22 protein-coding genes and 1 riboswitch are annotated in these 23,386 nt (G+C 41.6%); of the genes, 3 read left to right on the forward strand and 19 right to left on the reverse strand.

Annotated elements, in window-relative coordinates:
* Positions 1–54: 54 nt before the first annotated feature.
* The 4 genes from rpoZ to BN997_RS20665 all read right to left on the reverse strand — a co-directional run bounded on the left by rpoZ (position 55) and on the right by BN997_RS20665 (position 4,062).
* Entirely contained in the window at positions 55–249 is a 195-nt protein-coding gene (rpoZ, locus tag BN997_RS20650) for a DNA-directed RNA polymerase subunit omega (RefSeq protein ID WP_084613001.1), read from the reverse strand.
* A complete protein-coding gene (gmk, locus tag BN997_RS20655) occupies positions 246–866 on the reverse strand; it encodes a guanylate kinase (protein WP_042535124.1) in 621 nt (206 codons plus the stop codon). Before gmk ends, rpoZ begins: the two co-directional genes overlap by 4 nt.
* A 27-nt stretch (positions 867–893) precedes the next feature.
* A complete protein-coding gene (remA, locus tag BN997_RS20660; protein ID WP_042535126.1) occupies positions 894–1,154 on the reverse strand; it encodes an extracellular matrix/biofilm regulator RemA in 261 nt (86 codons plus the stop codon).
* A gap of 253 nt (positions 1,155–1,407) precedes the next feature.
* Positions 1,408–4,062, reverse strand: coding sequence for a calcium-translocating P-type ATPase, SERCA-type (locus tag BN997_RS20665; RefSeq protein WP_042535128.1), 2,655 nt, complete (start codon positions 4,060–4,062; stop codon positions 1,408–1,410).
* A gap of 100 nt (positions 4,063–4,162) precedes the next feature.
* Here BN997_RS20665 and BN997_RS20670 point away from each other — a divergent pair, with 100 nt between their 5' ends.
* Entirely contained in the window at positions 4,163–5,866 is a 1,704-nt protein-coding gene (locus tag BN997_RS20670) for an Rqc2 family fibronectin-binding protein (protein WP_042535130.1), read from the forward strand.
* Between the two features lie 167 nt (positions 5,867–6,033).
* A complete protein-coding gene (locus BN997_RS20675; RefSeq protein WP_042535133.1) occupies positions 6,034–6,576 on the forward strand; it encodes an NADPH-dependent FMN reductase in 543 nt (180 codons plus the stop codon).
* Positions 6,577–6,632: 56 nt separating this feature from the next.
* Here BN997_RS20675 and BN997_RS20680 read toward each other — a convergent pair whose 3' ends face one another.
* Positions 6,633–7,055, reverse strand: coding sequence for an organic hydroperoxide resistance protein (locus BN997_RS20680; RefSeq protein ID WP_042535135.1), 423 nt, complete (start codon positions 7,053–7,055; stop codon positions 6,633–6,635).
* Positions 7,056–7,328: 273 nt separating this feature from the next.
* Positions 7,329–8,195, reverse strand: coding sequence for a LysR family transcriptional regulator (locus tag BN997_RS20685; RefSeq protein WP_042535137.1), 867 nt, complete (start codon positions 8,193–8,195; stop codon positions 7,329–7,331).
* Positions 8,196–8,354: 159 nt separating this feature from the next.
* Between BN997_RS20685 and BN997_RS20690 the strand changes: the two genes are divergently transcribed.
* Positions 8,355–9,116 carry a class I SAM-dependent methyltransferase gene (locus tag BN997_RS20690; protein ID WP_042535139.1) on the forward strand — a complete coding sequence of 254 codons (762 nt, stop codon included), beginning with the start codon at positions 8,355–8,357 and terminating at the stop codon, positions 9,114–9,116.
* 52 nt (positions 9,117–9,168) lie between these two features.
* Here the strand turns inward: BN997_RS20690 and pyrE are convergent, their stop codons facing one another.
* The 13 genes from pyrE to BN997_RS20755 all read right to left on the reverse strand — a co-directional run bounded on the left by pyrE (position 9,169) and on the right by BN997_RS20755 (position 23,066).
* On the reverse strand, positions 9,169–9,777 hold the full coding sequence (gene pyrE, locus BN997_RS20695) for an orotate phosphoribosyltransferase (RefSeq protein WP_042535141.1): 609 nt from the start codon (positions 9,775–9,777) through the stop codon (positions 9,169–9,171).
* Positions 9,767–10,456 (reverse strand): orotidine-5'-phosphate decarboxylase, encoded by a 690-nt coding sequence (gene pyrF, locus BN997_RS20700; RefSeq protein WP_042535143.1) that lies wholly within the window; start codon positions 10,454–10,456, stop codon positions 9,767–9,769. Before pyrF ends, pyrE begins: the two co-directional genes overlap by 11 nt.
* The gene (locus tag BN997_RS20705) at positions 10,453–11,367 is read right to left on the reverse strand and encodes a dihydroorotate dehydrogenase (protein WP_042535144.1); all 915 of its coding nucleotides are present in this window, start codon (positions 11,365–11,367) and stop codon (positions 10,453–10,455) included. The genes pyrF and BN997_RS20705 overlap by 4 nt, the downstream gene beginning before the upstream one ends.
* The gene (locus BN997_RS20710; RefSeq protein ID WP_042535145.1) at positions 11,364–12,119 is read right to left on the reverse strand and encodes a dihydroorotate dehydrogenase electron transfer subunit; all 756 of its coding nucleotides are present in this window, start codon (positions 12,117–12,119) and stop codon (positions 11,364–11,366) included. The genes BN997_RS20705 and BN997_RS20710 overlap by 4 nt, the downstream gene beginning before the upstream one ends.
* Positions 12,119–15,319, reverse strand: a complete 3,201-nt coding sequence (carB, locus tag BN997_RS20715) for a carbamoyl-phosphate synthase large subunit (protein WP_042535146.1) — start codon at positions 15,317–15,319, stop codon at positions 12,119–12,121. The genes BN997_RS20710 and carB overlap by 1 nt, the downstream gene beginning before the upstream one ends.
* The gene (locus tag BN997_RS20720) at positions 15,312–16,412 is read right to left on the reverse strand and encodes a carbamoyl phosphate synthase small subunit (protein WP_042535148.1); all 1,101 of its coding nucleotides are present in this window, start codon (positions 16,410–16,412) and stop codon (positions 15,312–15,314) included. The genes carB and BN997_RS20720 overlap by 8 nt, the downstream gene beginning before the upstream one ends.
* Positions 16,405–17,688, reverse strand: coding sequence for a dihydroorotase (locus BN997_RS20725; protein ID WP_042535150.1), 1,284 nt, complete (start codon positions 17,686–17,688; stop codon positions 16,405–16,407). Before BN997_RS20725 ends, BN997_RS20720 begins: the two co-directional genes overlap by 8 nt.
* On the reverse strand, positions 17,645–18,574 hold the full coding sequence (locus BN997_RS20730) for an aspartate carbamoyltransferase catalytic subunit (protein ID WP_042535152.1): 930 nt from the start codon (positions 18,572–18,574) through the stop codon (positions 17,645–17,647). The genes BN997_RS20725 and BN997_RS20730 overlap by 44 nt, the downstream gene beginning before the upstream one ends.
* Positions 18,575–18,969: 395 nt before the next feature.
* Complete coding sequence (pyrR, locus tag BN997_RS20735) at positions 18,970–19,518, reverse strand: bifunctional pyr operon transcriptional regulator/uracil phosphoribosyltransferase PyrR (protein ID WP_042535154.1); 549 nt, start codon at positions 19,516–19,518, stop codon at positions 18,970–18,972.
* Between the two features lie 169 nt (positions 19,519–19,687).
* Entirely contained in the window at positions 19,688–20,599 is a 912-nt protein-coding gene (locus BN997_RS20740) for an RluA family pseudouridine synthase (protein WP_042535156.1), read from the reverse strand.
* Positions 20,596–21,066 (reverse strand): signal peptidase II, encoded by a 471-nt coding sequence (gene lspA, locus BN997_RS20745; RefSeq protein WP_042535158.1) that lies wholly within the window; start codon positions 21,064–21,066, stop codon positions 20,596–20,598. Before lspA ends, BN997_RS20740 begins: the two co-directional genes overlap by 4 nt.
* Before the next feature lie 220 nt (positions 21,067–21,286).
* Complete coding sequence (gene lipA / locus BN997_RS20750) at positions 21,287–22,231, reverse strand: lipoyl synthase (RefSeq protein ID WP_042535161.1); 945 nt, start codon at positions 22,229–22,231, stop codon at positions 21,287–21,289.
* Positions 22,224–23,066, reverse strand: a complete 843-nt coding sequence (locus BN997_RS20755) for a lipoate--protein ligase family protein (protein WP_175297072.1) — start codon at positions 23,064–23,066, stop codon at positions 22,224–22,226. The genes lipA and BN997_RS20755 overlap by 8 nt, the downstream gene beginning before the upstream one ends.
* Before the next feature lie 194 nt (positions 23,067–23,260).
* Positions 23,261–23,363: riboswitch (TPP riboswitch) on the reverse strand.
* Between the last annotated feature and the right edge of the window lie 23 nt (positions 23,364–23,386).

Below are 23,386 nucleotides of genomic sequence, written 5' to 3' on the forward strand. Positions count from 1 at the left end.
TTGTATGAAGAATTATTCGCTGTGCAAAGGTCTTTATTGTTCTGTAATTTACATTTATTTTTTAATATAAAGCTTTCCAGCCTCAATTTCTTCTAATGCTTTCCCGACAAATTTATGCGATTTGGGACGGTCTACTAAAACTTCATTTGTTTCGCTCAGTTCTCTCGCTCTTCTGGCCGATAAAGTGACTAAACTGTATTTTGATTTAATTCTCGTTTGCAGTGAATCAATAGAAGGTTCTAACATCATGATAACTCATCCTCCAAAATTTGCTTATATTGTTTTGCGATTCTTTCCCGCTTTAAATGCTCACTTTTGATAATTGCTTTTACTTTATCAACTGCTGTTTCTACCTGATCATTGACGACAACATAATCATAGGCATCCATCATTTCTATTTCATTGCGAGCTTCCTTCAAACGGTTTAAAACAAGTTCCTGTGATTCTGTACCACGATTAACGATACGATTTTTCAACTCTTCTAAACTAGGAGGGAATAGGAAGATAAATACACCTTGAGGGAAATTTTTCTTCACTTGCATTGCTCCCTGCACTTCTATCTCAAGAAAAACATCAAGTCCTTTTTCAATTGTTTCCTCTACATATTTTCTCGGAGTCCCATAATAATTATTTACATACTGGGCATATTCTAAAAGCTCGCCTTCTTTCACCAGCTTTTCAAATTCTTCACGGGATTTATAAAAATAATCGACACCATCGACTTCCCCGGTTCTTCTGTCTCTGGTTGTCATGGAAATAGAATATTGAAGATCTAACTCTTCCTCAAATAATTTTTTACGAACTGTACCTTTTCCTACTCCTGATGGACCAGATAAAATAAATAAAATGCCTTTCTCTTTAATCAAACCATTTCCTCCTAATTTCCAGCTTCGTTATTCGTCTGCAATTTCATCGTTTGTCACAAGCCGTTGTCCTACTGTTTCAGGCTGCACTGCAGATAATACAACATGATCGCTATCCGTAATGATAACAGCTCTGGTACGTCTGCCATAGGTAGCGTCCACTAACTTATTATTATCTCTGGCGACCGTAATAATTCGTTTTACTGGTGCTGATTCCGGAGACACGATAGAAATAATGCGGTTTGCGGAAACAACATTACCAAAGCCAATATTTATTAAACTTAGATTCAAAATTTTTCCCCCTGCCATTTCTTTTCTATCTATAATAGTACCATTATACTGTATCTTTATTGAATTTTATACTATAAACTTTTTTGTTACAAGAGCAAAACCAAGAAATAGGAAAATAGAGTGAGATTTACAGGCTTTGAATTGCTTGGTTTATCCGTTTTATATAAGTGCCTGCAAATATTGTAATACACATTTTAAATAATGAAAACAGCTATCCGCCTTATCATAATAAATGGGATAGCTGTTTCCTGTCTTATCTTTTAGTAAATCCAAATAATACGGTCGGTAATGCTCCCAATCCGACAATCAGGCACCAGTCAACCACAGACAAGCTGACGGTATGGAAAATCGGCTGAATCGGCGGGAAGTAAATAACAACTAAGAGCAGCAGCATGGACGACAGTACAGCTAAAATCAGGTATCTGTTTTCAAACAAATTTCTTGCAAAAATAGATTTTTCGCTGCGGCAGTCAAATACATGAATTAATTGTGCTACCACCAGAGTTGAGAAAGCAATAGTCTGCGCATAGACTAAATTGCTTGGGTCATTCTGGTAAGCAACAATAAATGCAATTAAGGTGACAACCCCAATCAAAATTCCCCTGCTGATAATCTTGTAACCGAGCCCTCGGGAGAAAATGCCTTCACGTGGATTCCGGGGTCCCCGCTTCATGACGTCTCCTTCCGCCTGATCCACACCTAATGCCATGGCCGGCAGTCCATCTGTCACTAAGTTCACCCATAGTATTTGCACAGGCACAAGCGGGAGCGGCAGTCCAAGCAGCATAGCAAAGAGCATCACTAAAATTTCTCCTACATTGGAAGCCAGCAGATAGCGGATAAACTTACGAATATTTTCATAAATATTTCTGCCTTCCTGAATTGCCGATTTAATGGTTGCAAAGTTATCATCCATTAACACGAGCGATGATGCTTCTTTTGTGACATCTGTTCCACTTATTCCCATCGCAATGCCTATATCACTTGCTTTCATCGCTGGTGCATCGTTGACACCATCTCCTGTCATTGCAACAATATGTCCTTTTTCTTGAAAGGCGTTGACGATTCGAAGTTTATGCTCTGGCGTGACACGTGCAAAAACATACGTATCTTCAATCGTATCCACTAATTCAGCGTCTGACATCTGTGTTAATTCTTTTCCTTCCAATACTTTCCCGCTCTCTGGAAGAATTTCTAAATGGTTTGCAATTGCTCTTGCCGTATGCGCATGGTCCCCTGTTATCATCACCGTTTTGATTCCGGCTTCTTTACATTCGCGAACGGCTGCTTTTACTTCTTTTCTAGGAGGATCCATCAGCCCATACAGGCCAATCAAGGTCAAATCCTCTTCCAGCAATGCTGTATCTAATGAATCGGAAGGGGATAATACCCGAAAACCTATCGCAATCGTTCGGAGTGCTTTTTCTGCCATCCCTACCATTGCTTGTTCTGTCTGTTTACTCTGTTCCTTTGTTAAAATAGTCTTTCCATCCTTTGTTTGAATATGGGATGACCTCGGCAGCAGCATGTCCGGTGCACCTTTTGTAATCAATAAACGCATGCCATTATCATCTTCTATTACGACACTCATCCGCTTTCGATCGGAATCGAATGGTATTTCTTTGATAATCCGAAAAGGCTGTTTATCATTTTCATGAAAACCAAATTTATATGCTGCAACAAGTAACGCACCATCTGTCGGATCGCCATCCACTACATTCTTTCCTTTTTTTGTAGAAATGGAGGCATGATTACACAGCATGCCATATAGCAGCATCGATTTTAAATTAGAATGAGAATCCTCTACCTTCTTCTGATTAGATAAAAAATCTCCCTGTGTCTGGTATCCGTCCCCGGTAACATATAATGTTTTTCCATTTATATATACTTCCTTCACTGTCATTTGATTTTCTGTCATGGTGCCTGTCTTATCCGAACAAATAACAGAGGCACATCCTAGTGTCTCTACCGCTGAAAGCTTTCTTACAATGGCTTTCTTTTTAATCATCCGCTGGACACCAAGTGATAAAGCAACCGTAACAATCGCCGGCAGTCCTTCAGGAATAGCAGCTACCGCTAAGGAAACTCCTGCTAAAAACATTTCATACATTGGGTGCCCTTGGAATATCCCTGCCCCGACCACGAGTATCGTTAAGAATAAGGCGACAACAATCAGGATTTTCCCCAGCTCGGCCAATTTCATTTCAAGCGGTGTAATGGTCTTCTTGGTATTATCCAACAACGTGGCAATCTGTCCCATGACTGTTTTCATTCCTGTACCGACAACAATTCCTTCACCTGATCCCCGTGTAACTAATGTCCCCATAAAAGCCATATTCACTTGATCCTGGGCTTCTAATCCGTCCATTCTAATTTCTTTGGTATGTTTCGCAACAGGAAGGGATTCTCCTGTCAAAGCAGACTCCTCGGTTTCCAGGCTGGTTGTTTTAATCACTCTTACATCTGCTGGAACCCTGTCCCCGCTTGTAAACCGGACAATATCTCCTACCACAATGTCTTTGGATGGAATCTTGACCCACTGTCCATCTCGTCTGACACTGGCTATCGGCGCAGATAATTCTTTCAGTTTTTCTAGTGAATTTTCTGCTTTCTGCTCTTGAAAATAACCAATGATTCCATTAATTAATACAATCACCATGATCGCAATCGCATCAATATACTCCCCTAATAATCCGGCTATCAACGTGGCAGCTAATAAAACTAATACCATAAAATCCTGAAATTGCTTTAAAAACAAAATCCATCCAGGTATTTTTTTCTTCGCTGCTAGAACATTCTCGCCATATTGCTGACGTCTTTTCGCAACCTGCTTCTCTCCTAACCCGACATTCGATTTTACTTGTAATGTCTCTTCTAATTTTTCGGTTGTAAGCTGATACCATTTCATTATACATTCCTCCGGCAGACATAAATTGTACAAGCACTTAATCCATTTCTATGCCTCAACATCTAAAAAGATGCTATAATTGCCGATGAGGTGATTACTTATGCCATTCGACGGTATTGTAACAAGAGCGGTTACAGAAGAATTAAGAACGAAATTAGAAAGAGGAAAAATCAATAAAATCTATCAGCCATCGGAAACAGAGATTGTGATGACAGTCCGCAGCCAGTCTGTAAACCACAGCCTGCTTTTTTCTGTCCATCCCACCTATGCCCGTTTTCATATTACGAACGATTCCTATACCAATCCGAAAGAACCTCCTATGTTTTGTATGGTGCTGCGGAAGCATCTGACCGGAAGTGTAATTGAACAGATCGAACAAAAAGGAATGGAGCGGATCGTTACATTTACTATCCGGACTCGTAATGAAATAGGAGATATCAGTTATAAACAATTAATTATCGAACTCATGGGCAAGCATAGTAACTTTATTTTAGTCGACCAGGAAAAGAGGCATATTATTGACAGCCTGAAGCATGTTTCTCTCTCCCAAAACCGGCACCGGATGATTTTGCCGGGGCAGCAGTATCAGCTGCCGCCTGACCAGCATAAGCTTTCCATTTTAGATACCGACAGTGATTCCATTGTGAAAAAATTAGATTTCAATGCTGGCAAAATGGATAAACAGCTGCTTGGGTTATTAGAAGGCTTTTCCCTATTTGTGACGAAAAAAATGATCGAGCGTGTCCACCTTGGCACGAATCAGGATTTTGAGAATATGCTTTCCCTTGTTCAGAAGCAATTACAGGAAAATGATTATCAGCCTGCTATCTATCAGGAGCCAAAAGAAGATTTTCATGTACTGTCTTTTCCAGAAGAAAAAGCAGATACAGTATTTGAAGAGGTCAATACAATGCTCGATGCCTTTTACTCCGGCAAAGCCGAGCGGGACCGGGTCAAGCAGCAGGCAAAAGACCTCTATCGCTTTATTAAAAATGAACAGGATAAAAACGTCCGCAAGCTGAAAAAACATCGGCAGACGGTAGAAAAATCTGAACGGGCAGATCACTACCAAAAAATGGGTGAGCTTTTAACGGCGCATATGCATTTAGTCAAGCCGAATCAAAAAGAAATCTCCGTTGTAGATTATTATGATCCGGATCAAAAAGAAATCACTATTCCGCTAAACCCGAATAAATCACCAAGCGGCAATGCACAGAATTATTTCAAAACCTATCAGAAGCTGAAGAATTCCCGTAAGATGATGGAAACAGAAATCAAACGTACGAACGAAGAAATCGTTTATTTCGATCAGTTATTGCAGCAGTTGGATGTAGCAAGTACCGATGATATTGAAGAAATTCGCGAGGAACTCCGGGAAGAAGGATATTTGCGAAAACAGCGTGCTTCGAAAAAGACGAAAAAACCGCAGAAGCCAAAACCTGAAACCTACCAGTCTTCTGACGGCACAACGATATTAGTCGGGAAAAATAACAAACAGAATGAATACGCCACGATGCGGCTGGCACACCGTGATGATATCTGGCTCCATACGAAGGACATTCCCGGTTCACACGTAATCATCCGGGACAGAGAGCCAAGTGAAAAGACATTAGAGGAGGCTGCTGTTTTAGCTGCTTATTACAGTAAATCCCAGCAATCTTCTTCTGTACCGGTAGACTACACGTTGATTCGTCATGTTAAAAAGCCGAATGGCTCGAAACCCGGGTACGTGACGTATGATAATCAAAAAACACTGTTTGTGACACCGAAAAAAGAGATGGTAGATCAACTGAAAGTAAAATAAAAATCTGGTGTATCATTTCTCTGACGTGATACACCAAATTTTTATGAATAAAATATCATCCGGATTTATCACCTAAACCAATCATTAAATTAGAGCCTTCCCCTTCTAAATGATAAACTCATACTATAATTATTAATTAAAATCATCTGGAAAAGAGGTTAAAATATATGAAACTTGTTGGAATATCAGGTGCACTTGCAGGAGATAAAACATCAATTGTTGTTAATCAGATTCTAGTCCACGCTCGCCGTTTCGATTCATCCATAAAAACGGAATTAGTGGACTTAAGGGATTATGAAATCGACTTTTTTAACGGTGCTCCCTTGGCAGACTATAATGAAGATACCTGGGATGTAGTTCAAAAAATTGCTTCCGCTGATTTCCTTGTGTTTGGGACTCCAATTTATCAAGCATCGATTTCTGGAGCGTTAAAAAATCTGTTTGACCACTTACCGGAATACACTTTTAAACATAAAGTAACGGGAATGGTTGCTACTGGATGGTCAGACCGGCATTTTCTTGTCATGGAATATCATCTAAGATCGATTCTGTCTTATTTTAAAGGCTTAGTTCCAACCGGGAATGTGTTTGTCCATAATAGTGCTTTTAATATGGACAGTGATGAAATTATTGATGAACGTGTTTTGGAAAGGCTTCAAGCGTTTGGAGAGGAAATGGTTTCCTTGCAGCAGGGGATGAAAAATCAGTAATCTATGTATAAAAAAATCCAGCCTTTATCGGCTGGAATTTTTTTATACATAGATTTTTAAACTGCGGTCGGTTTCAGTTCAACATCAATATTACCTCTCGTTGCTTTCGAATAAGGGCAAAATTGATGCGCAGCTTCTGCCAGTTCTTCCGCTTCTTTCTGATCAACGCCTTCTATTTTGATATGCAGAGTTGCGCCGATTTTAAAGCCGTCGTCAGCAGGGTCTTTCATAAAATGAACTTCTGCTGTTGTTTCTGACGTAATATTTTTTCCCTGATTGGATGCCATTAAATTAAGTGCCCCATCATAGCAAGCTGCGTAACCAGCAGCAAAGAGCTGTTCCGGGTTGGAGCCTTTTTCATCTGATTTATTTCCGGCTGGATTAACTAAGTTAACATCGATAATCCCATCATCTGATTTTACATGTCCGTCTCTGCCGTTTTGTGCGGTTGCTTTTGAACTGAAAATAATATTACTCATTGAAATCACTGCTCCTTTATCATTTAATCTAATGGTACTATTTCCTTTATTCATTTTCTTTAAACCTTTTTTCTAAAGATACTTTATTTTAATCTGCGATAAAGTGAAACTTCATTCAGTGGGAGGCCTTTTCTACCCCACTGAATGTTAGTTGAACCAATCGGGCCGTTGGCTGTTAGATCTCCTACTTAGAATGTTCGATTTCTCCCTATTCTTGAAGCGGGAGTCTTACAAAAGCCTTTCGATGGGACGAGTAATCGCAGGCCCAGCCAGTTACACTGCGACAAAATCATAATTTTCCAGCAGCCGAAGAAAATGATCGACCTGCGGGAGCTGGCGGATCCCTTCCTGGAAGCAGACCCATGTATCTCGGGTTACTGCCTTTTTCTCTAAAAATAAAGGAATATACGGATAGTGCTCCTTCAGATGATTTGAGACACTGCCGGGCAACACGGCCATGCCAATTCCCTGCTTCATAAACTGTTTACACGTTTCGATTTGATCCACGGTCATCTTTTTTTGCGGTTTAATGTAATTCTGCTGTTCAAACAACCAGCTGTCGACAAGCTCATGCATGCTGTCATCACTCTTAAAGGAAATAATAGGTCTTTCTTTTAAAGCTTGCTCCGGAAATGGTTCTGTATCAAAAATATAGAGCGGATCATCAAACAAATGGACCGAGGTCGTTTCTTTTAATTTTTCCCCGCGAATAATGCATACATGATATTGCTTATGATTTTGTTTGATATTTTCACTGATGCCTGTTACTAAATCAATCGTTACCTTGGGGTAGGCAGCAGTGTATTCCCCTAAAATGTCCGGCAAGTAACGCTGGCTGATCAACGAAGAACAGGCAATCGACAGCGTACCTTGTATCGCTTCGCCCGTCTCTGCTAAACGATTTTTAAATTGCCGTTCCTTTTCCACCGTTTCTTTGGCATGCTGAATAATTTGTTCTCCAGCAGGTGTGGGTAATAAACGTTTTGATGTTCGTATAAATATCTCTTCTCCAAAATAGTTCTCCATGTATTTCAAACGCTGGGTAACCGCTGGCTGGGAAATGAGAATCGCTTTTGCTGTTCCCCTTATCGTGCCAATTTCATAGAGTTTTAAAAGGATTTCATAATCATCCATCCGCATAGCAAAAACCTCCGATAAGTACAGGTTATCATTTTTGATTATAATATAGTATTTTACTTATCCAAGTATATCATATAACATCAGTTTAAGAAGACTTTCCAGCATGAATTGCTCATGAAATTTACTTTCTACTGAAAATTAAGAAAGGAACGGTGTTAAATGGATAAAAAATTGCAGAACAAAGAATTATTCACAAAAAGGAAGGATGCTTATGTCAACAGCCGTACACATAGCAACCCCGCCGCTTTACAAAAAATCACGGAATGGTTAAAGCCATCCACTGACCAAATCATTTTAGATATAGCAATAGGAGGAGGTCAGGTCGCAAAAACGTTAGCTCCCTTCGCCAAACAAGTTATCGCAACCGATTTAACTCCATCCATGCTGACAGGTGTGAGAAATAGCATAAATGAAAACGATAACATCCTGCTGATTATTGCTGATGCAGAGGAACTTCCCTTTCTGGATGACTCTATGGATATCATCACCTGCCGTATCGCGGCCCATCATTTTCCACGACCTGAGAAGTTTATTCAAGAAGTATATCGTGTGTTGAAGCCTGGCGGAAAATGTTTATTTGTTGATAATGTAGCTCCAGAGGAGGATGCAGCTGATCAATTTTTAAATCAGCTGGAAGCCATGCGTGATCCCAGTCATGAACGTGCCAAAAAAATCTCCGAATGGAAAAAACTATTTTCTAAACATCCATTTACGTTACTGCAGGAGGATATACGGATAAAAAAGCTTCATTTCCAAGACTGGCTTGACCGTACTGTAGATTCGGAGGAAGTACGCCAGCAGGTTACTCGTTTTATCGAAACAGCCGATGAAAAGCTGCAAGAAGCGATACGTTTACAAAAAGATGAAAATACCATTCTCTCCTTTTCCATTGATGAATGGATAAGTATGTGGGAAAAATAAAAATAAGAAAGGATGTGCCCTCTTTTACGAGTCACATCCTTCTTTCTTATTCTTATAACTCGCTTCTCCAAGCAAGTACTGTCTCTTTTTCTTTCTCTGTAAGCTTATTTTCTTCAATAAGTAATTCTAACAGCTGATCAAAACCGGTTATCGATTCATAAGAGAAGCCTGCTTCTTCAAACGCTTTTTGCGCTCTTGGAAGTCCATATGTGAAAATGGAATATACTGCTGTAATTTCAGCGCCATCTTGTTTTAACGCCTCGGCAGATTGAATGGATGACCCGCCAGTGGAGATCAGGTCTTCAATCACAAGTACCTTTTTCCCTTCTACCGATGCCCCTTCAATCTGGTTGCCTTTTCCATGTCCTTTTGGCTTCGAACGTACATATACCATTGGTAAATCAAGCTCTTCTGCCAGCCAGGCTGCATGCGGGATACCTGCTGTTGCACAGCCGGCAATAACTTCCGGTTTGGTATCACTATTTTTCACCATATCTGCAAATGCTTGAACAATTTTTTTGCGGACGGCAGGATAGCTCATCGTTAAACGGTTATCACAATAGATAGGTGATTTAAGTCCAGATGTCCATGTGAAATAGTTATCTGCATTTAATTGTACGGCTTCAATTGCTAATAAATCTTTGGTTATATTATTCTCCATGCTGCCACTCCTTCATCACTTGTTCATATGCTTTTCTTGGATTTTCTGCTTTGGTAATGCTTCTGCCGACAACCAGGAAATCACTGCCCAGCTCTTTCGCTTTCTCAGGCGTCGCTATTCGTTTCTGATCATCCTGGGAAGAATCTGCTAAACGGATGCCCGGAGTAATGGACAAGAAGTCGTCACCGCAATGCTTTTTGATTACTGGCACCTCATGAACGGAGCTGACCACTCCATCTGCTCCTGCTTCTTTTGCGAGTGCTGCAAAACGGATAACATTCTCTTCTACATCGCCTGATAAACCAAGCTCCCGCTCTAAAACATTATCATCCATCGAAGTAAGAATCGTCACTGCCATCAGCTTGGTAGATGAACCTGCCAGCCCCTGCTTCGCCTGATAAATCATCTCTTTTCCGCCAATCGCATGCGTTGTTACCATATCTACGTTCAAAGAAGCAATATTTTTCATTGCCTGATGAACCGTATTTGGAATATCGTGAAGCTTTAAATCTAAGAAAATAGGGTGGTTATCTGCTTTCAATTTTTCAATGATTGCCGGTCCTTCTCGATAAAAAAGCTCCATTCCGACTTTTACAGGGACACCTGCAAGATCATTATCCTTTAAAAACCGTTCCGTTTCGGTCCATGTTGGAAAATCTAATGCGACAAAGACGCTCATACCTGCACGCCCCTTCTATCAATTACATCCTGCACAGAAGTATATTGATAGTTCATTAGTGTTTCTGGAAGTGCATCGATGATATCTACACACGCAAATGGATTTTGGAAGTTTGCTGTACCAACTGCTACTGCATCTGCACCAGCCTGCAGGAATTCCAGCACATCCTCTGCAGTAGAAATGCCTCCCATGCCGATAATCGGAATAGACACCTGCTGCCGCACTTCGTAAATCATCCGGATTGCAATCGGCTTAATAGCCGGACCGGATAATCCGCCAGTCTGATTGGCAATCAGCGGTTTCCCAGTCGGCAAATGCAGCTTCATGCCCGTTAATGTATTTATCATGGAAAGTCCATCCGCACCGGCTTCTTCTACGGCTTTTGCCATTTCGACAATATTGGTCACATTCGGGGACAGCTTCACATACACAGGAAGATTACTCGCCTCTTTCACTGCGGATGTAACGCGTTTAGCCATTTCCGGGTCTGTGCCAAATTGAATACCGCCCTCTTTTACATTGGGACAGGAGATATTTAATTCTAATGCATGCACATCCTTAGTCTGATTAAATGCACTGGCTACAAAAACATATTCCTCTAATGAGCTTCCAGCAACGTTTGCGATAATAGATGTATCATATGCAGCAAGTCTGGGAACTTCATTGGCAATAATCCGCTCTACTCCCGGATTTTGCAGACCAATGGCATTTAACATGCCTGAAGAAGTTTCTGCAACACGCGGCGTCGGATTTCCAAAGCGTTCAAATTGCGTTGCCGCCTTCATAATAACAGCGCCTAACCGGCTTAAATCGTAGAATTCACTGTACTCTTTTCCAAATCCAAAGCAGCCTGATGCCGGCATAATCGGATTTTTTAATGTTAGTCCAGGCAATTTCACCTCTAGGTTCATAAAATAACCTCCTGCGCAGAAAATACGGGGCCGTCACTGCAAATCTTCTTATAGCTGTTATCCACCGTTGGCAGTACACAGGCCATACATGCTCCGACGCCGCAGCCCATCCGCTCTTCCAGAGATACTTTTCCTGCCGCATCTTTTAATTCTGTGGTCACAGCGCGGAGCATCGGCAGCGGTCCGCAGCTGAAATATTGATCAAATGCGCCCACTTCAGAAAATACATGTGTGACAAACCCTTGATGTCCATAGGAGCCATCATTAGTAACTACATACGTTTCCGCTATTTTCTGGAATGCTTCTTCGTAAAAGACATAATCCTTGGATTGAAATCCTAATACAGCAACAAGCTCCACATTCTTTTCACTTAAGCGCTTGGCGAGATGGTAGATGGGAGGAACCCCAATTCCTCCACCTACTAACAGAATACGTTCTCCTTCTTGTACATCGTCTACCTGAAAACCATTTCCATTTGGACCAAGTGCATCGACTGTCATTCCCGGCTGATAAGCTGCTAACGCTTTTGTGCCGCCGCCGACGACTTTAAACAAAATGGTGACGGTGCCTTCCTCTGAATTGACCTTGGCAATTGAGATAGGCCTTCTTAATGTAAAACCGGGGACAAGCAAATGCAGGAATTGTCCCGGCACAGTTTGCTGACTGATTTCCGGCTGATACAATGTCATTTCAATTGTTTCTTTGGCGATTGTATCAACAGCGATTACTTCCATTTCATGTCTTTTCTTCATCATTGCTTCACCTTTTGCTGGCTGATGGATTGTGCTGTAAATGTTGTGGAGTCAATGACATTGATAATCGCATTCACCGTGTCTAAGCTTGTCAGACTTGCAATGCCATGCTCTACTGCTTCACGGCGGATTAAGAAACCATCCGACCTTGGTTTTTGCCCAGAATTAAGTGTATTGATAACAAATTGGACTTTTCCTTCTTCAATGATGGATAATACATTCGGCTCATCTACCCCTACTTTACCTACTTGAACAACAGGAATATCGCCTTCTTCCTGAATAAAGGATGCTGTCCCTTGTGTTGCATAGAGGACAAACCCAAGCTGGTGGAACCGTTCTGCTACTTCCAGCATTTCTGCCTTGTCCTTATCGGCAACGGTCAATAATACGCCGCCTTCTTGCGGCACTTTTAATCCGGAAGCAATAAGTCCTTTATACAATGCTTTTTCTAATGTTTTATCATAACCGATTGCCTCACCGGTAGATTTCATTTCTGGTCCAAGAATGGTATCCACACTGCGTAATTTTTCAAAAGAGAATACTGGAATTTTGACAGAAACAAGGTTCTGTTCAGGTAAAATACCAGTTTCATAGCCCATATCGGCTAATTTCTCACCTAAGATACATTTCGTAGCAATATTTGCCATCGTTACGCCAGTAATCTTGCTTAGAAATGGAATTGTTCTGCTGGCTCTTGGATTTACTTCAAGCACATAAACATCTTCATCACGGATAATAAACTGGATATTGATTAGTCCTTTTACGTTCAATGCGCTTGAAATCTTCACTGCTGCATCCAGACATTTTTCTTTTACAGCTTCACTTAAACGCTGCGGAGGATATACAGCCATCGAGTCACCAGAGTGGACTCCAGCGCGTTCGATATGCTCCATGATTCCAGGAACAATCGTTGTTTCTCCATCACTGATGGCATCTACTTCTGCTTCCATTCCTGTTAAATATTTATCGATTAAAATCGGATGTGCAGAATCCACACCATCTGATTTCGCTAAATAATTTTCCAGCTCTTTTTCACTGTATACAATTTCCATACGGCTGCCGCCAATAACATAAGAAGGGCGTACAAGTACCGGATAGCCAATTTCATTTGCTGTTTCAATTGCCTTATCTAACCTTGGTACTGCCTTTCCTTGCGGACGAAGTAAGTCAAGCTCATCTAATAATACTTCAAATTTATCGCGATCCTCTGCACGATCAATTGCTTCCAGGCCGGTACCTAGAATTTTCACTCCGCGGCGTTCCAGTCCATCTGCCAGATTAATCGCAGTTTGACCGCCAAACTGCACAATCACGCCTTCTGGTTTTTCCAGTTCAATCACATGCATAACATCTTCCAGCGTAAGCGGCTCAAAGTAAAGTTTATCGGAAATCGTAAAATCAGTAGATACGGTTTCCGGATTATTATTCATAATAATTGCTTCATAGCCCAGCTCTTTAATCGCAAATACCGAATGCACGGTCGCATAATCAAACTCAATCCCTTGTCCGATGCGGATTGGTCCGGAACCAAGCACGAGGATTTTCTTACGTTCTGTTACTTCCGATTCATTTTCCGTTTCATACGAGCTATAGAAATAAGGTGTTTCCGACTCAAATTCTGCCGCACAGGTATCTACCATTTTATAAACCGGGAAGAGATTATTTTCTTTTCTTAACGCATATACGTCATCCAGCGGAACATCCCAGAGTCTGGAAACCTGCTCATCTGCAATGCCCAGCTCTTTTGCTGCTTTTAACACTGCCATATCGTTCTTATTTTCAATCAAGGCTTTCTCTGTTTCAATAATTTTATTTAAGCTGTTTAAGAAGAATCGGTCAATCTTGGTCATGTCAAAGATTTTATCGACCGAATAGCCTCGCCGCAATGCTTCTGCCAAGAGAAAAATACGTTCATCATCTGCACGCTTCAAGCGTTTATCTAATGTTTCTTCATCTAAGCCCTCTGCTTTTGCAAGGTAAAGCTCTTCTGTTCCCATTTCCAGAGAACGCACACCTTTTAGTAAGGATTCTTCCAAATTACGGCCAATTGCCATTACTTCACCAGTCGCCTTCATCTGCGTTCCTAAACGACGGTCTCCTGATGTAAATTTATCAAATGGAAAACGCGGGAATTTGGTAACCACATAGTCTAATGCCGGTTCAAACATTGAATACGTTTTACCAGTAATTGGGTTAATAATTTCATCCAATGTGTAGCCAACCGCGATTTTCGCCGCAATTTTTGCAATCGGATAACCTGTTGCCTTGGAAGCCAGCGCGGATGAACGGCTGACACGCGGATTCACTTCAATAATGTAGTATTGGAAGCTGTATGGATCAAGCGCCAGCTGGACATTACAGCCGCCTTCAATTTCTAAGGCACGAATAATTTTCAAGGAAGCATTACGCAGCATATGATATTCCCGGTCACTTAAGGTTTGTGACGGAGCCACAACAATCGAATCCCCTGTATGGATTCCCACCGGGTCGATATTTTCCATGTTACAAACCACAATTGCCTGGTCCTTATGGTCACGCATCACTTCATACTCTATTTCTTTAAACCCTGCAATATTTCGTTCAATCAGGCACTGGTTTACTGGAGAAAGCACCAGTCCGTTATGTGTGATTTCCTTCAGCTCTTCCTCGCTGTAGCACATTCCTCCGCCGGTACCGCCAAGCGTATATGCCGGGCGCACAATGAGTGGATAGCCGATGGTATTGGCGAAATTAACAGCCTCCTCCACGGTATGTACAATTTCACTTTCCGGCACTGGCTCATTCAACTCATTCATCAGGGTACGGAACAGCTCTCTATCCTCGGCCTGCTGAATCGATTCCGGTGCGGTTCCCAGAAGCTGTACTTTATGATCTTCCAATACCCCTTTACGGACAAGCTCCATAGCAAGGTTTAAGCCTGTTTGTCCGCCTAATGTCGGCAAAATAGCATCGGGATGCTCTTTACGAATAATTTTTGTTAAGAATTCTTCTGTTAAAGGTTCCATATATACTTTATCTGCAACTGTGTTATCTGTCATAATCGTTGCCGGATTGGAGTTGGCTAAAATAACCTCATAACCTTCTTCTCTCAATGCTTGACAAGCCTGAGTTCCAGAATAGTCGAATTCGGCCGCTTGTCCAATGACAATCGGGCCAGATCCAATCACGAGAATTTTTTGAATATCTGTACGTTTAGGCATGAATATGAACCTCCTGCTTCTTCCCTTGCTGTTTCATGATTTTTAAAAATTCATCAAAAAGATAATTGGTATCCTCTGGTCCTGGAGATGCTTCCGGGTGGTACTGTACCGAGAATGCCGGATACTTCGTATGTCTAACTCCCTCTACGGTTTCATCATTGATGGCGATTTGTGTCAGTTCAAGTCCCGTATTTTCAAGGGAATCTGGATTTACTGCGTAACTATGATTCTGAGAAGTAAGGTACGTTTTATCATTCTCTAAATCTTTCACTGGATGATTCGCACCGCGATGTCCAAATTTCATCTTTTCTGTATTTGCCCCGCAGGCTAAAGACAGAAGCTGATGTCCAAGACAAATTCCAAATATCGGCACCTGCCCAAGAATCTCTTTGATCATTTCAATCGCTTCCGGTACATCTTTTGGATCTCCTGGTCCATTTGTCAGCATGATGCCGTCTGGACGGAGACGCAGAATGTCCTCTGCACGATAGTTATAAGGAACCACCGTAATTTGGCAATCCCGTTTCGTTAATTCCCGCAGAATACCATGCTTTGCACCAAAATCAACCAGTACCACACGGCTTCCTCTGCCCGGAACAACGTAAGGCTTACTTGTCGATGTCTGTTTTACCTGGTCTCTAGGAAATTCCGCATTTCTCAATTCTTCTACTGCTTTTTCTACATCTTCTTCCGCAGAAAGGATAGCTGCTTTCATCGTTCCATACTTGCGAATAATCCGTGTTAATTTTCTCGTATCGATTCCGGCGATCCCGGGAATATTATTCGCCTTTAAGAAGCTGTCGATGGTCTCTTCATTCCGGAAATTGGAAGGCTGCTCACTATATTCTTTCACAATCAAACCATGAATAAATGGTGTCACTGTTTCATAATCGTCTCGATTGATTCCATAGTTTCCAATGAGAGGGTACGTCATCGTTACAAATTGTCCGCAATAACTTGGATCGGTGATAACTTCCTGATATCCAGTCATTCCTGTATTAAAAACAATCTCTCCCTTGGAAACTTCTTCGCTTCCAAAACCGTATCCTTCAAAAACTGTTCCATCTTCCAAAATTAAATTACGTTTACGCATGGTTGCCCTCCTCAAATACGACCTTGCCATCTACCATTGTCAGGACAGGGAATCCTGTTACCTCCCAGCCGTGGAAAGGTGTATTTTTCCCTTTAGAAGCAAATTGATAGCGATCGATTTTTGCTGTTTTTCCTAAATCAATAATGGTTAAATCTGCTGGCGCTCCTTCTTCCAACGTTCCATAAGGAAGTCCGAACACATCCGCCGGCTTTTTCGTCATTCTATCAATCAATTCATGTAAATTTAGTACGTTTTTTTGTACCAGATGAGTGTATAACAATGGAAAAGCTGTTTCTAATCCAACAATTCCGAATGGTGCTTCTAAAAAGCCATTTGCTTTTTCTTCCTCTCCATGCGGCGCATGGTCTGTGGCGATAGCATCCAGTGTGCCATCTAAAAGCCCTTCAATCAGTGCTTCCTGGTCATCCTTTCCTCTTAGCGGCGGATTCATTTTGAAATTTGCATCATTTTCAGTAATATCAGTTTCGTTTAATATTAAATGGTGTGGAGATGCCTCCGCTGTAACATGAATACCAGCTTTTTTCGCATCACGAATGACGCGAACCGATTCCTTCGTGCTGACATGACAAACATGATAGTGACAGCCGGCAGCTTCAGCTAACAGAACATCTCTGGCAATTTGTACCGATTCACTTAAAGACGGAATCCCCGGAAGGTTTAGACGCTTGCTTACTTCTCCATCATGGGTTACTCCGCCATAGACCAGGGAATTATCTTCACAATGAGCAACAATTGCCGCACCGCATGCAGCTGCTTCTTTCATGGCCTGAAGCATTTGATTGGCAGTCTGAATTCCTACCCCATCATCTGTAAAGGCAAAAGCTCCCTGCTCAAACAGTGCCTTAACATCTGTACGTTCTTCACCTTTTAAACCTTTGGTAATCGAAGCGTAAGGAAGAACACGGATAACAGCATCCTCTTTAATTTTTTGAAGCAGCTGCTCCAATGTTTCCGGGCTATCCGGAACCGGATTCGTATTTGGCATTGCGCAAATAGTAGTGTATCCTCCTTTGACAGCTGCTTCTGTTCCTGTACGAATGGTTTCTTTATACTCTCCGCCTGGTTCACGCAGATGCACATGCACATCGATAAATCCTGGAGCAACAAGATTACTCTTTGCATTAATTGTGTTATCCGCCTGCTCTGTTACTTCCGGGGCCACCTTCTTGATTTTCCCGTCTTCGATAAGCACCTCACAGTTTACCAATTCATTAGATGATGTTAAGCGTTTTGCGTTCGTTAATTTCGTTTTCATTGATAATCCCCCATTCTTTTAATACGTGAATTAAAATTGCCATTCGGACATAGACACCATTTTCCATCTGTTTAAAAATACGTGACTGTTTACTTTCTACAAGCCTGCTGTCAATTTCCACCCCTCTGTTGATTGGGGCGGGATGCATAATTATTGCATGCTTCTGCATTTTTGCAGCTCTTTCCATTGTCAAACCATAAAGGGTGAGATAATCTGAAGTTTCTGCTTTATGAATATGACGCTCATGCTGAATTCGCAGCAGCATCACGACATCCGCTATTTCTACTGCCTCATCCATTCGGATATATGGATAATGTAAGCTGGTATCTTCAAACCCTGGTGCTGCACTCAAGTAAACTTCAGCTCCTAATTTCTCCAGAGCAAGCGCATTCGACCTTGCTACCCTGCTATGCTTGATATCGCCAGCGATAACAACCTTCCTGCCTTCAACATGGCCAAATTCCTGGTACATTGTCAGTAAATCCAGCATGCACTGAGTAGGATGCTCTTCTTTTCCGGAGCCGGCGTTGATAACCGGTATGCTCAAGTAACCTTCTTTCTCAATTTCAGCTATCCACTTATCAGATGGATGACGGACGACTAACACATTGGCACCAATCGCTTCAAAGGTTTTCGCTGTGTCATATAAGGACTCTCCCTTGACAAGGCTGGAAGCTTCGGTATGAAAATCGAGCATCTCTAAACCAATTTTTTTCTGTGCAACTTCAAAGCTCATTTTCGTTCTTGTACTTGGTTCAAAGAACAGGTTGGCAGCAAATAACTGTTTATTCATGGTTCTTGGTGATTTTCTTATCAATTCGGCTTCTTTCAGAATTTGATTCATCGTTTCCTTCGACAGCTGCTGCATCGAAATAAAATGTTTCACGATTCATCTCTCCCTCTTTGGTGTCATTCTTTAAAATTGATTTTCATTATACAAATATATATGTTCAAAAAGTTGCTAACGGGTTTTGATGGGACGAGTAATCGCAGCAATGTTGTCAGGTTAGCGCGACCGCTGCGGAAAAACACTACGCTAGATAGGTTTTATTACTATCTATATCAAAATTAATAAAATTCATTAACCTGACAACATCGGTAACCGCAGCCCCATCGGATAAAGCAAGTCAACTAAAGGGCTCTTCATTTATCATTTAGTGACTTTTTGAACTTCCTAAAAAAAAGCTCCCTGCAAAGGCTGCAGAGAGCTAGACGAATACCCTATAAGCATTCGCTATTCTGAACAACCTTTCAAATCTCTCTGGATCTGATTAAAAGTTATCATGTATTCTTTTCATAAATAGAAACAAGATCTACTTGATCTTTTTCACTCAGCTGAACAACAACAATTTCTTGCTCAGAAGTAGGTATATTCTTGCCAACATAGTCAGCCCGAATAGGCAGCTCGCGGTGCCCGCGGTCTACCAAAGCCCCAAGCTGAATCGCCGCCGGTCTGCCGACATCCATTACAGCATCCATTGCCGCACGGACAGTTCTGCCTGTATAAAGAACATCGTCAATCAGAATGACCTGTTTGTTCGTTATGTCCATATCAATAGAAACCGAGTTGATTCGCGGTTCTTCGTGATGATCCTTTTTTTCCAAATCATCCCGGTACATGGTAATATCTAATTCGCCAAACGGAACTTCGATGTCTTCAATTTGCTTGATTTTTTCTTGAATGTTTTTCGCCAGTGGAACGCCTCTTGTTTTGATTCCAATTAAAACAAGGTTCTCTCCGCCTTTGTTCTTTTCCAGGATTTCATGGGACATCCTGGTCAATGCTCTATTTATCGCTGCAGCATCAAGAATCTCTGTTTTTTTCTTCAAATTAGCCCGCCCCTTCCAAATTGCATAAAAATGCCCTTTTCCTGCTGATGGAAAAGGGCATACGTGTACCGTAAGCAAACTTGCTAATCGCAGCCTTCCTAGCCTCACAGGACTATTGTTAAAGGTCTTTATTTGTTGTTACTTATTATGTCAGAATATGACGAGCCTGTCAATACATTTTGCGGATTTGGTCGAGTGCTTCCATGAAGACATCAGGCGGTGTTGCTTCAAATTCCATCTGCTGCTCTGTCCTCGGATGGATAAAAGCAATTTGCTTCGCGTGCAGAGCCTGCCCTTGGACATCTAACGATTTCCGCTGACCGTATTTGGGGTCGCCTACAATCGGAAAACCAATATATTGCATATGCACACGAATTTGATGTGTTCTGCCAGTCTCTAATTGGCATTCCACATGCGTATAGTCAGGGAAACGTTCGAGCACGCGAAAATGAGTAACCGCCTGTTTGCCGTTTTCAACGATCCCCATTTTTTGACGGTCTTTCGGATCTCTGCCGATCGGTGCATCGATTAACCCGGTCTCATGGCCAATTTCTCCATGAACAATTGCTTCATACGTTCTTTTTAATGTCTTTTCCTGCAGCTGCTCTGATAGATACTGATGGGCGTAGTCATTCTTCGCAACAACTAAAAGTCCGCTCGTATCCATATCGAGACGGTGGACAATCCCGGGGCGCTCCACACCGTTAATTCCTGATAAATCAGTGCAATGATATAATAACGCATGGACCAATGTCCCGGTATGATGACCTGCAGAAGGATGGACAACCATCCCTTTTGCTTTATTCACCACCAGCAGGTCCTCATCTTCATAAACGATATCTAAAGGAATATTTTCCGGTTCTAAAACAAGCGGTTTGGTTTCAGGTATTTCCCATGTAAGGCTTTCTCCGGTTTGGCATTTTTGATTTGCTTTCACTGCTTCTCCATTCAGCTTGACATTGCCTTCTTCAATCCAGCCCTGAATTTGAGAACGCGAATATTCATGCAGCACATCCGCCAGTATTTTATCCACTCTTTTTTTATGCTCTGTTTCTGTCACTGTATGCTGGTTTACTGTCATTTTTTCTCTTTCCCCCGCTTTCTCTCGTCCAAAATAATTGCAATCATCACAATCACCACACCAATTGTAAGAGATGCATCTGCGACGTTGAATATCGGAAAATTATAATTAAAAATATAGAAGTTTGCAAAGTCTACTACTTCTTGATATAAAATACGGTCGATGAAATTCCCGACCGCCCCTCCAATCAATACACTGACCCCGACAGCAATCAGGCGGTCCTGTTTTCCATGTGTATGTAAAAAGTATATTAACCCGGCAATCACAATAACCGTAATAATGTAAAATAACGTCATTTGTCCTTCTAAAATACCCCATGCTGCTCCTGAATTCCGATGTGAGGTAATATAAAAGAAGTCCTCCACAATCGGGATTGATTCACCTATTTCCATTCGTGCAGCAACAAGCCATTTTGTCCATTGGTCTATCCCAATCAGGACAAGTGTAATCAGATAATATCTCCACATGTTCATTTCTCCAATCTAAAGCAAATCTGCGCCTTTTCAGGGTTCGTTTACCAAGCTTTCTTTATCTTATCCTTTCTGCTGGTAATTTTCAAGAAACAATACGGCTTTCCTTCTTTCTGACAGCTGCATTCATCGGTTCGTAAGCATATGAGCATATAAAAAATCCCCTCCGGCCGTTTTATAAACGGGCAGAGAGGAATATTATCAGAAAATATATCATTTAAAATTGAAAATCAACCTTTGTATCTTCCTGTGACTCATAGCCTTTCATATATTTAATTCGCCTTTGGGCGGCTGACTGGCTTACTTGTTCATCCGCGTGGTAGGAGGAGCGTACTAACGGTCCAGCTTCACAATGCGAGAAGCCTTTTTCAAGGGCGATATTTTTCAATTCTTCAAACTCATCGGGATGATAGTACCGTTCCACATTTAAATGCTTTTTGGTCGGCTGTAAATATTGCCCGATAGTAACTATATCCACATCATGCGCCCGCAGGTCATCCATTGCCTCGATAAGTTCTTCTTTTGTTTCTCCCAAGCCTACCATAATACTTGATTTCACAGGAGTGTCCGGAGCAATTTCTTTAACACGCTGTAACAGCTGCAAGGACCGGTCATATCTTGCAATTGCCCGAACACGTTTCGTTAAACGTCTCACCGTTTCAATATTATGATTGAAAATATCCGGTTCGCTGTCCATCAGTGTATGTAAGCTTTCATAGTCCCCTTTCATATCCGAAGGGAGAACTTCTATTGTACAGCCTGGATTCTGATGACGAACTGCACGGACTGTGTTGGCAAAAACAGCAGCTCCCCCGTCCTCCAGGTCATCACGCGCAACTGCTGTTATAACGACATGCTTTAATCCCATAATTTCAACAGAGTCAGCGACCCGCTTTGGTTCTCCCAGGTCAACTCCGCTTGGAAGACCAGTTTTTACGGCACAGAATCGGCAGCCGCGTGTACAGGTATCTCCTAAAATCATGAAAGTTGCCGTTTTTCGCTCGCTCCAGCATTCATAAATATTCGGACACTTTGCTTCCTCACAAACTGTGTTCAGCCGTTTATCCCGCATTAAGTTCTTTAATTTTTTGTATGATTCATTGGTGTTGATTTTTGTTTTCAGCCATTCTGGTTTACGAATATATTCTGATTGTTTAGCCAATGCCAGCACGCTCCTTGTTTGAGTTGATATTCCACGCTTCCGTTTCATACTTTGATTGTGCTAATTGCTCTACTTCATCCCACTCAGCCTTGGTTAATTGCAGAGGATGAAATTCTAAACCTAAACCTTCCTTGAACCCTTCTTTGAATGCATCCGTCAGCATATCATACCGATGCTCTCGATTCGTTAATTGATTAATCGTCACCGCTTTTTTAGAAAATGCTGCCCGGCTTCGTTCTCTTATTTTTTCGGAAGAGAATACAAATAAATCAAAAAGCATGTTTGTATTCATGCTCATAGGAATAGAACCATGCTGCATCAATACACCTTTTTTCCTTGTCTGTGCGTTTCCAGAAAGCTTTTTACCGTCAACAACCATTTCATAGAACGCAGGTTTTTCGAAGCATATTGCTGTCCTTCCTCTGGCACTTTCTCTGTCCAGTGTTGCATATTCTGCAGGAATCCCTAAATTGCGATATCCTTCAAATATTCCTTCTGCCAGTACATGGTAGGCCTCTTGTACAGATACAGGAATATCTGGATCACTCTCTGTAATAACCAGACTATACGTTAATTCATCGTCATGAAGCACAGCACTGCCGCCGGTTAAACGACGGACGAACTGACACTGATGGCGCTCCACTGCTTCCAGATCAATTTTCTTATCGACTTTTTGAAAGTAGCCAATCGATAAACTGGGCTTTTCCCAGCCATAAAAACGTAATGTCGGCGGAATTTTACCTTCTTGATGCCAATTGATCAAGCACTCATCAAAAGCCATGTTCCATGCAGCACCACGGAATCCTGTATCGATAAACGCCCACTGTTTCTTCAATTTCGTCACCTCCAATGAACAAATTACTTGTTGCAGGAGCTGCTCCCTGTTATGCCAAGCTTCTTAGCGGCCCTTCCTGATCATCAAGCTTAAAAGATACAAGCGAAATGGGGAATATATTCAATAAAAAAAGAGCCCATTCCATAGAATGCAGCCTTTGATAGATTTATTGATAAATGGATAAATTATCTAATTCCTTAACGACTGCACATTCCCCACGCTAGGATTATCTAGTTCGGGTGCCAAGGGTCAATACAGAATGTCTTTCTCAGCTTAACAGCTCCCCCAGTGCATAATACTTATTCAGTTTACAAATTAAG

This window comes from Oceanobacillus oncorhynchi (assembly GCF_000821065.1).
GTDB lineage: Bacteria > Bacillota > Bacilli > Bacillales > Amphibacillaceae > Oceanobacillus > Oceanobacillus oncorhynchi.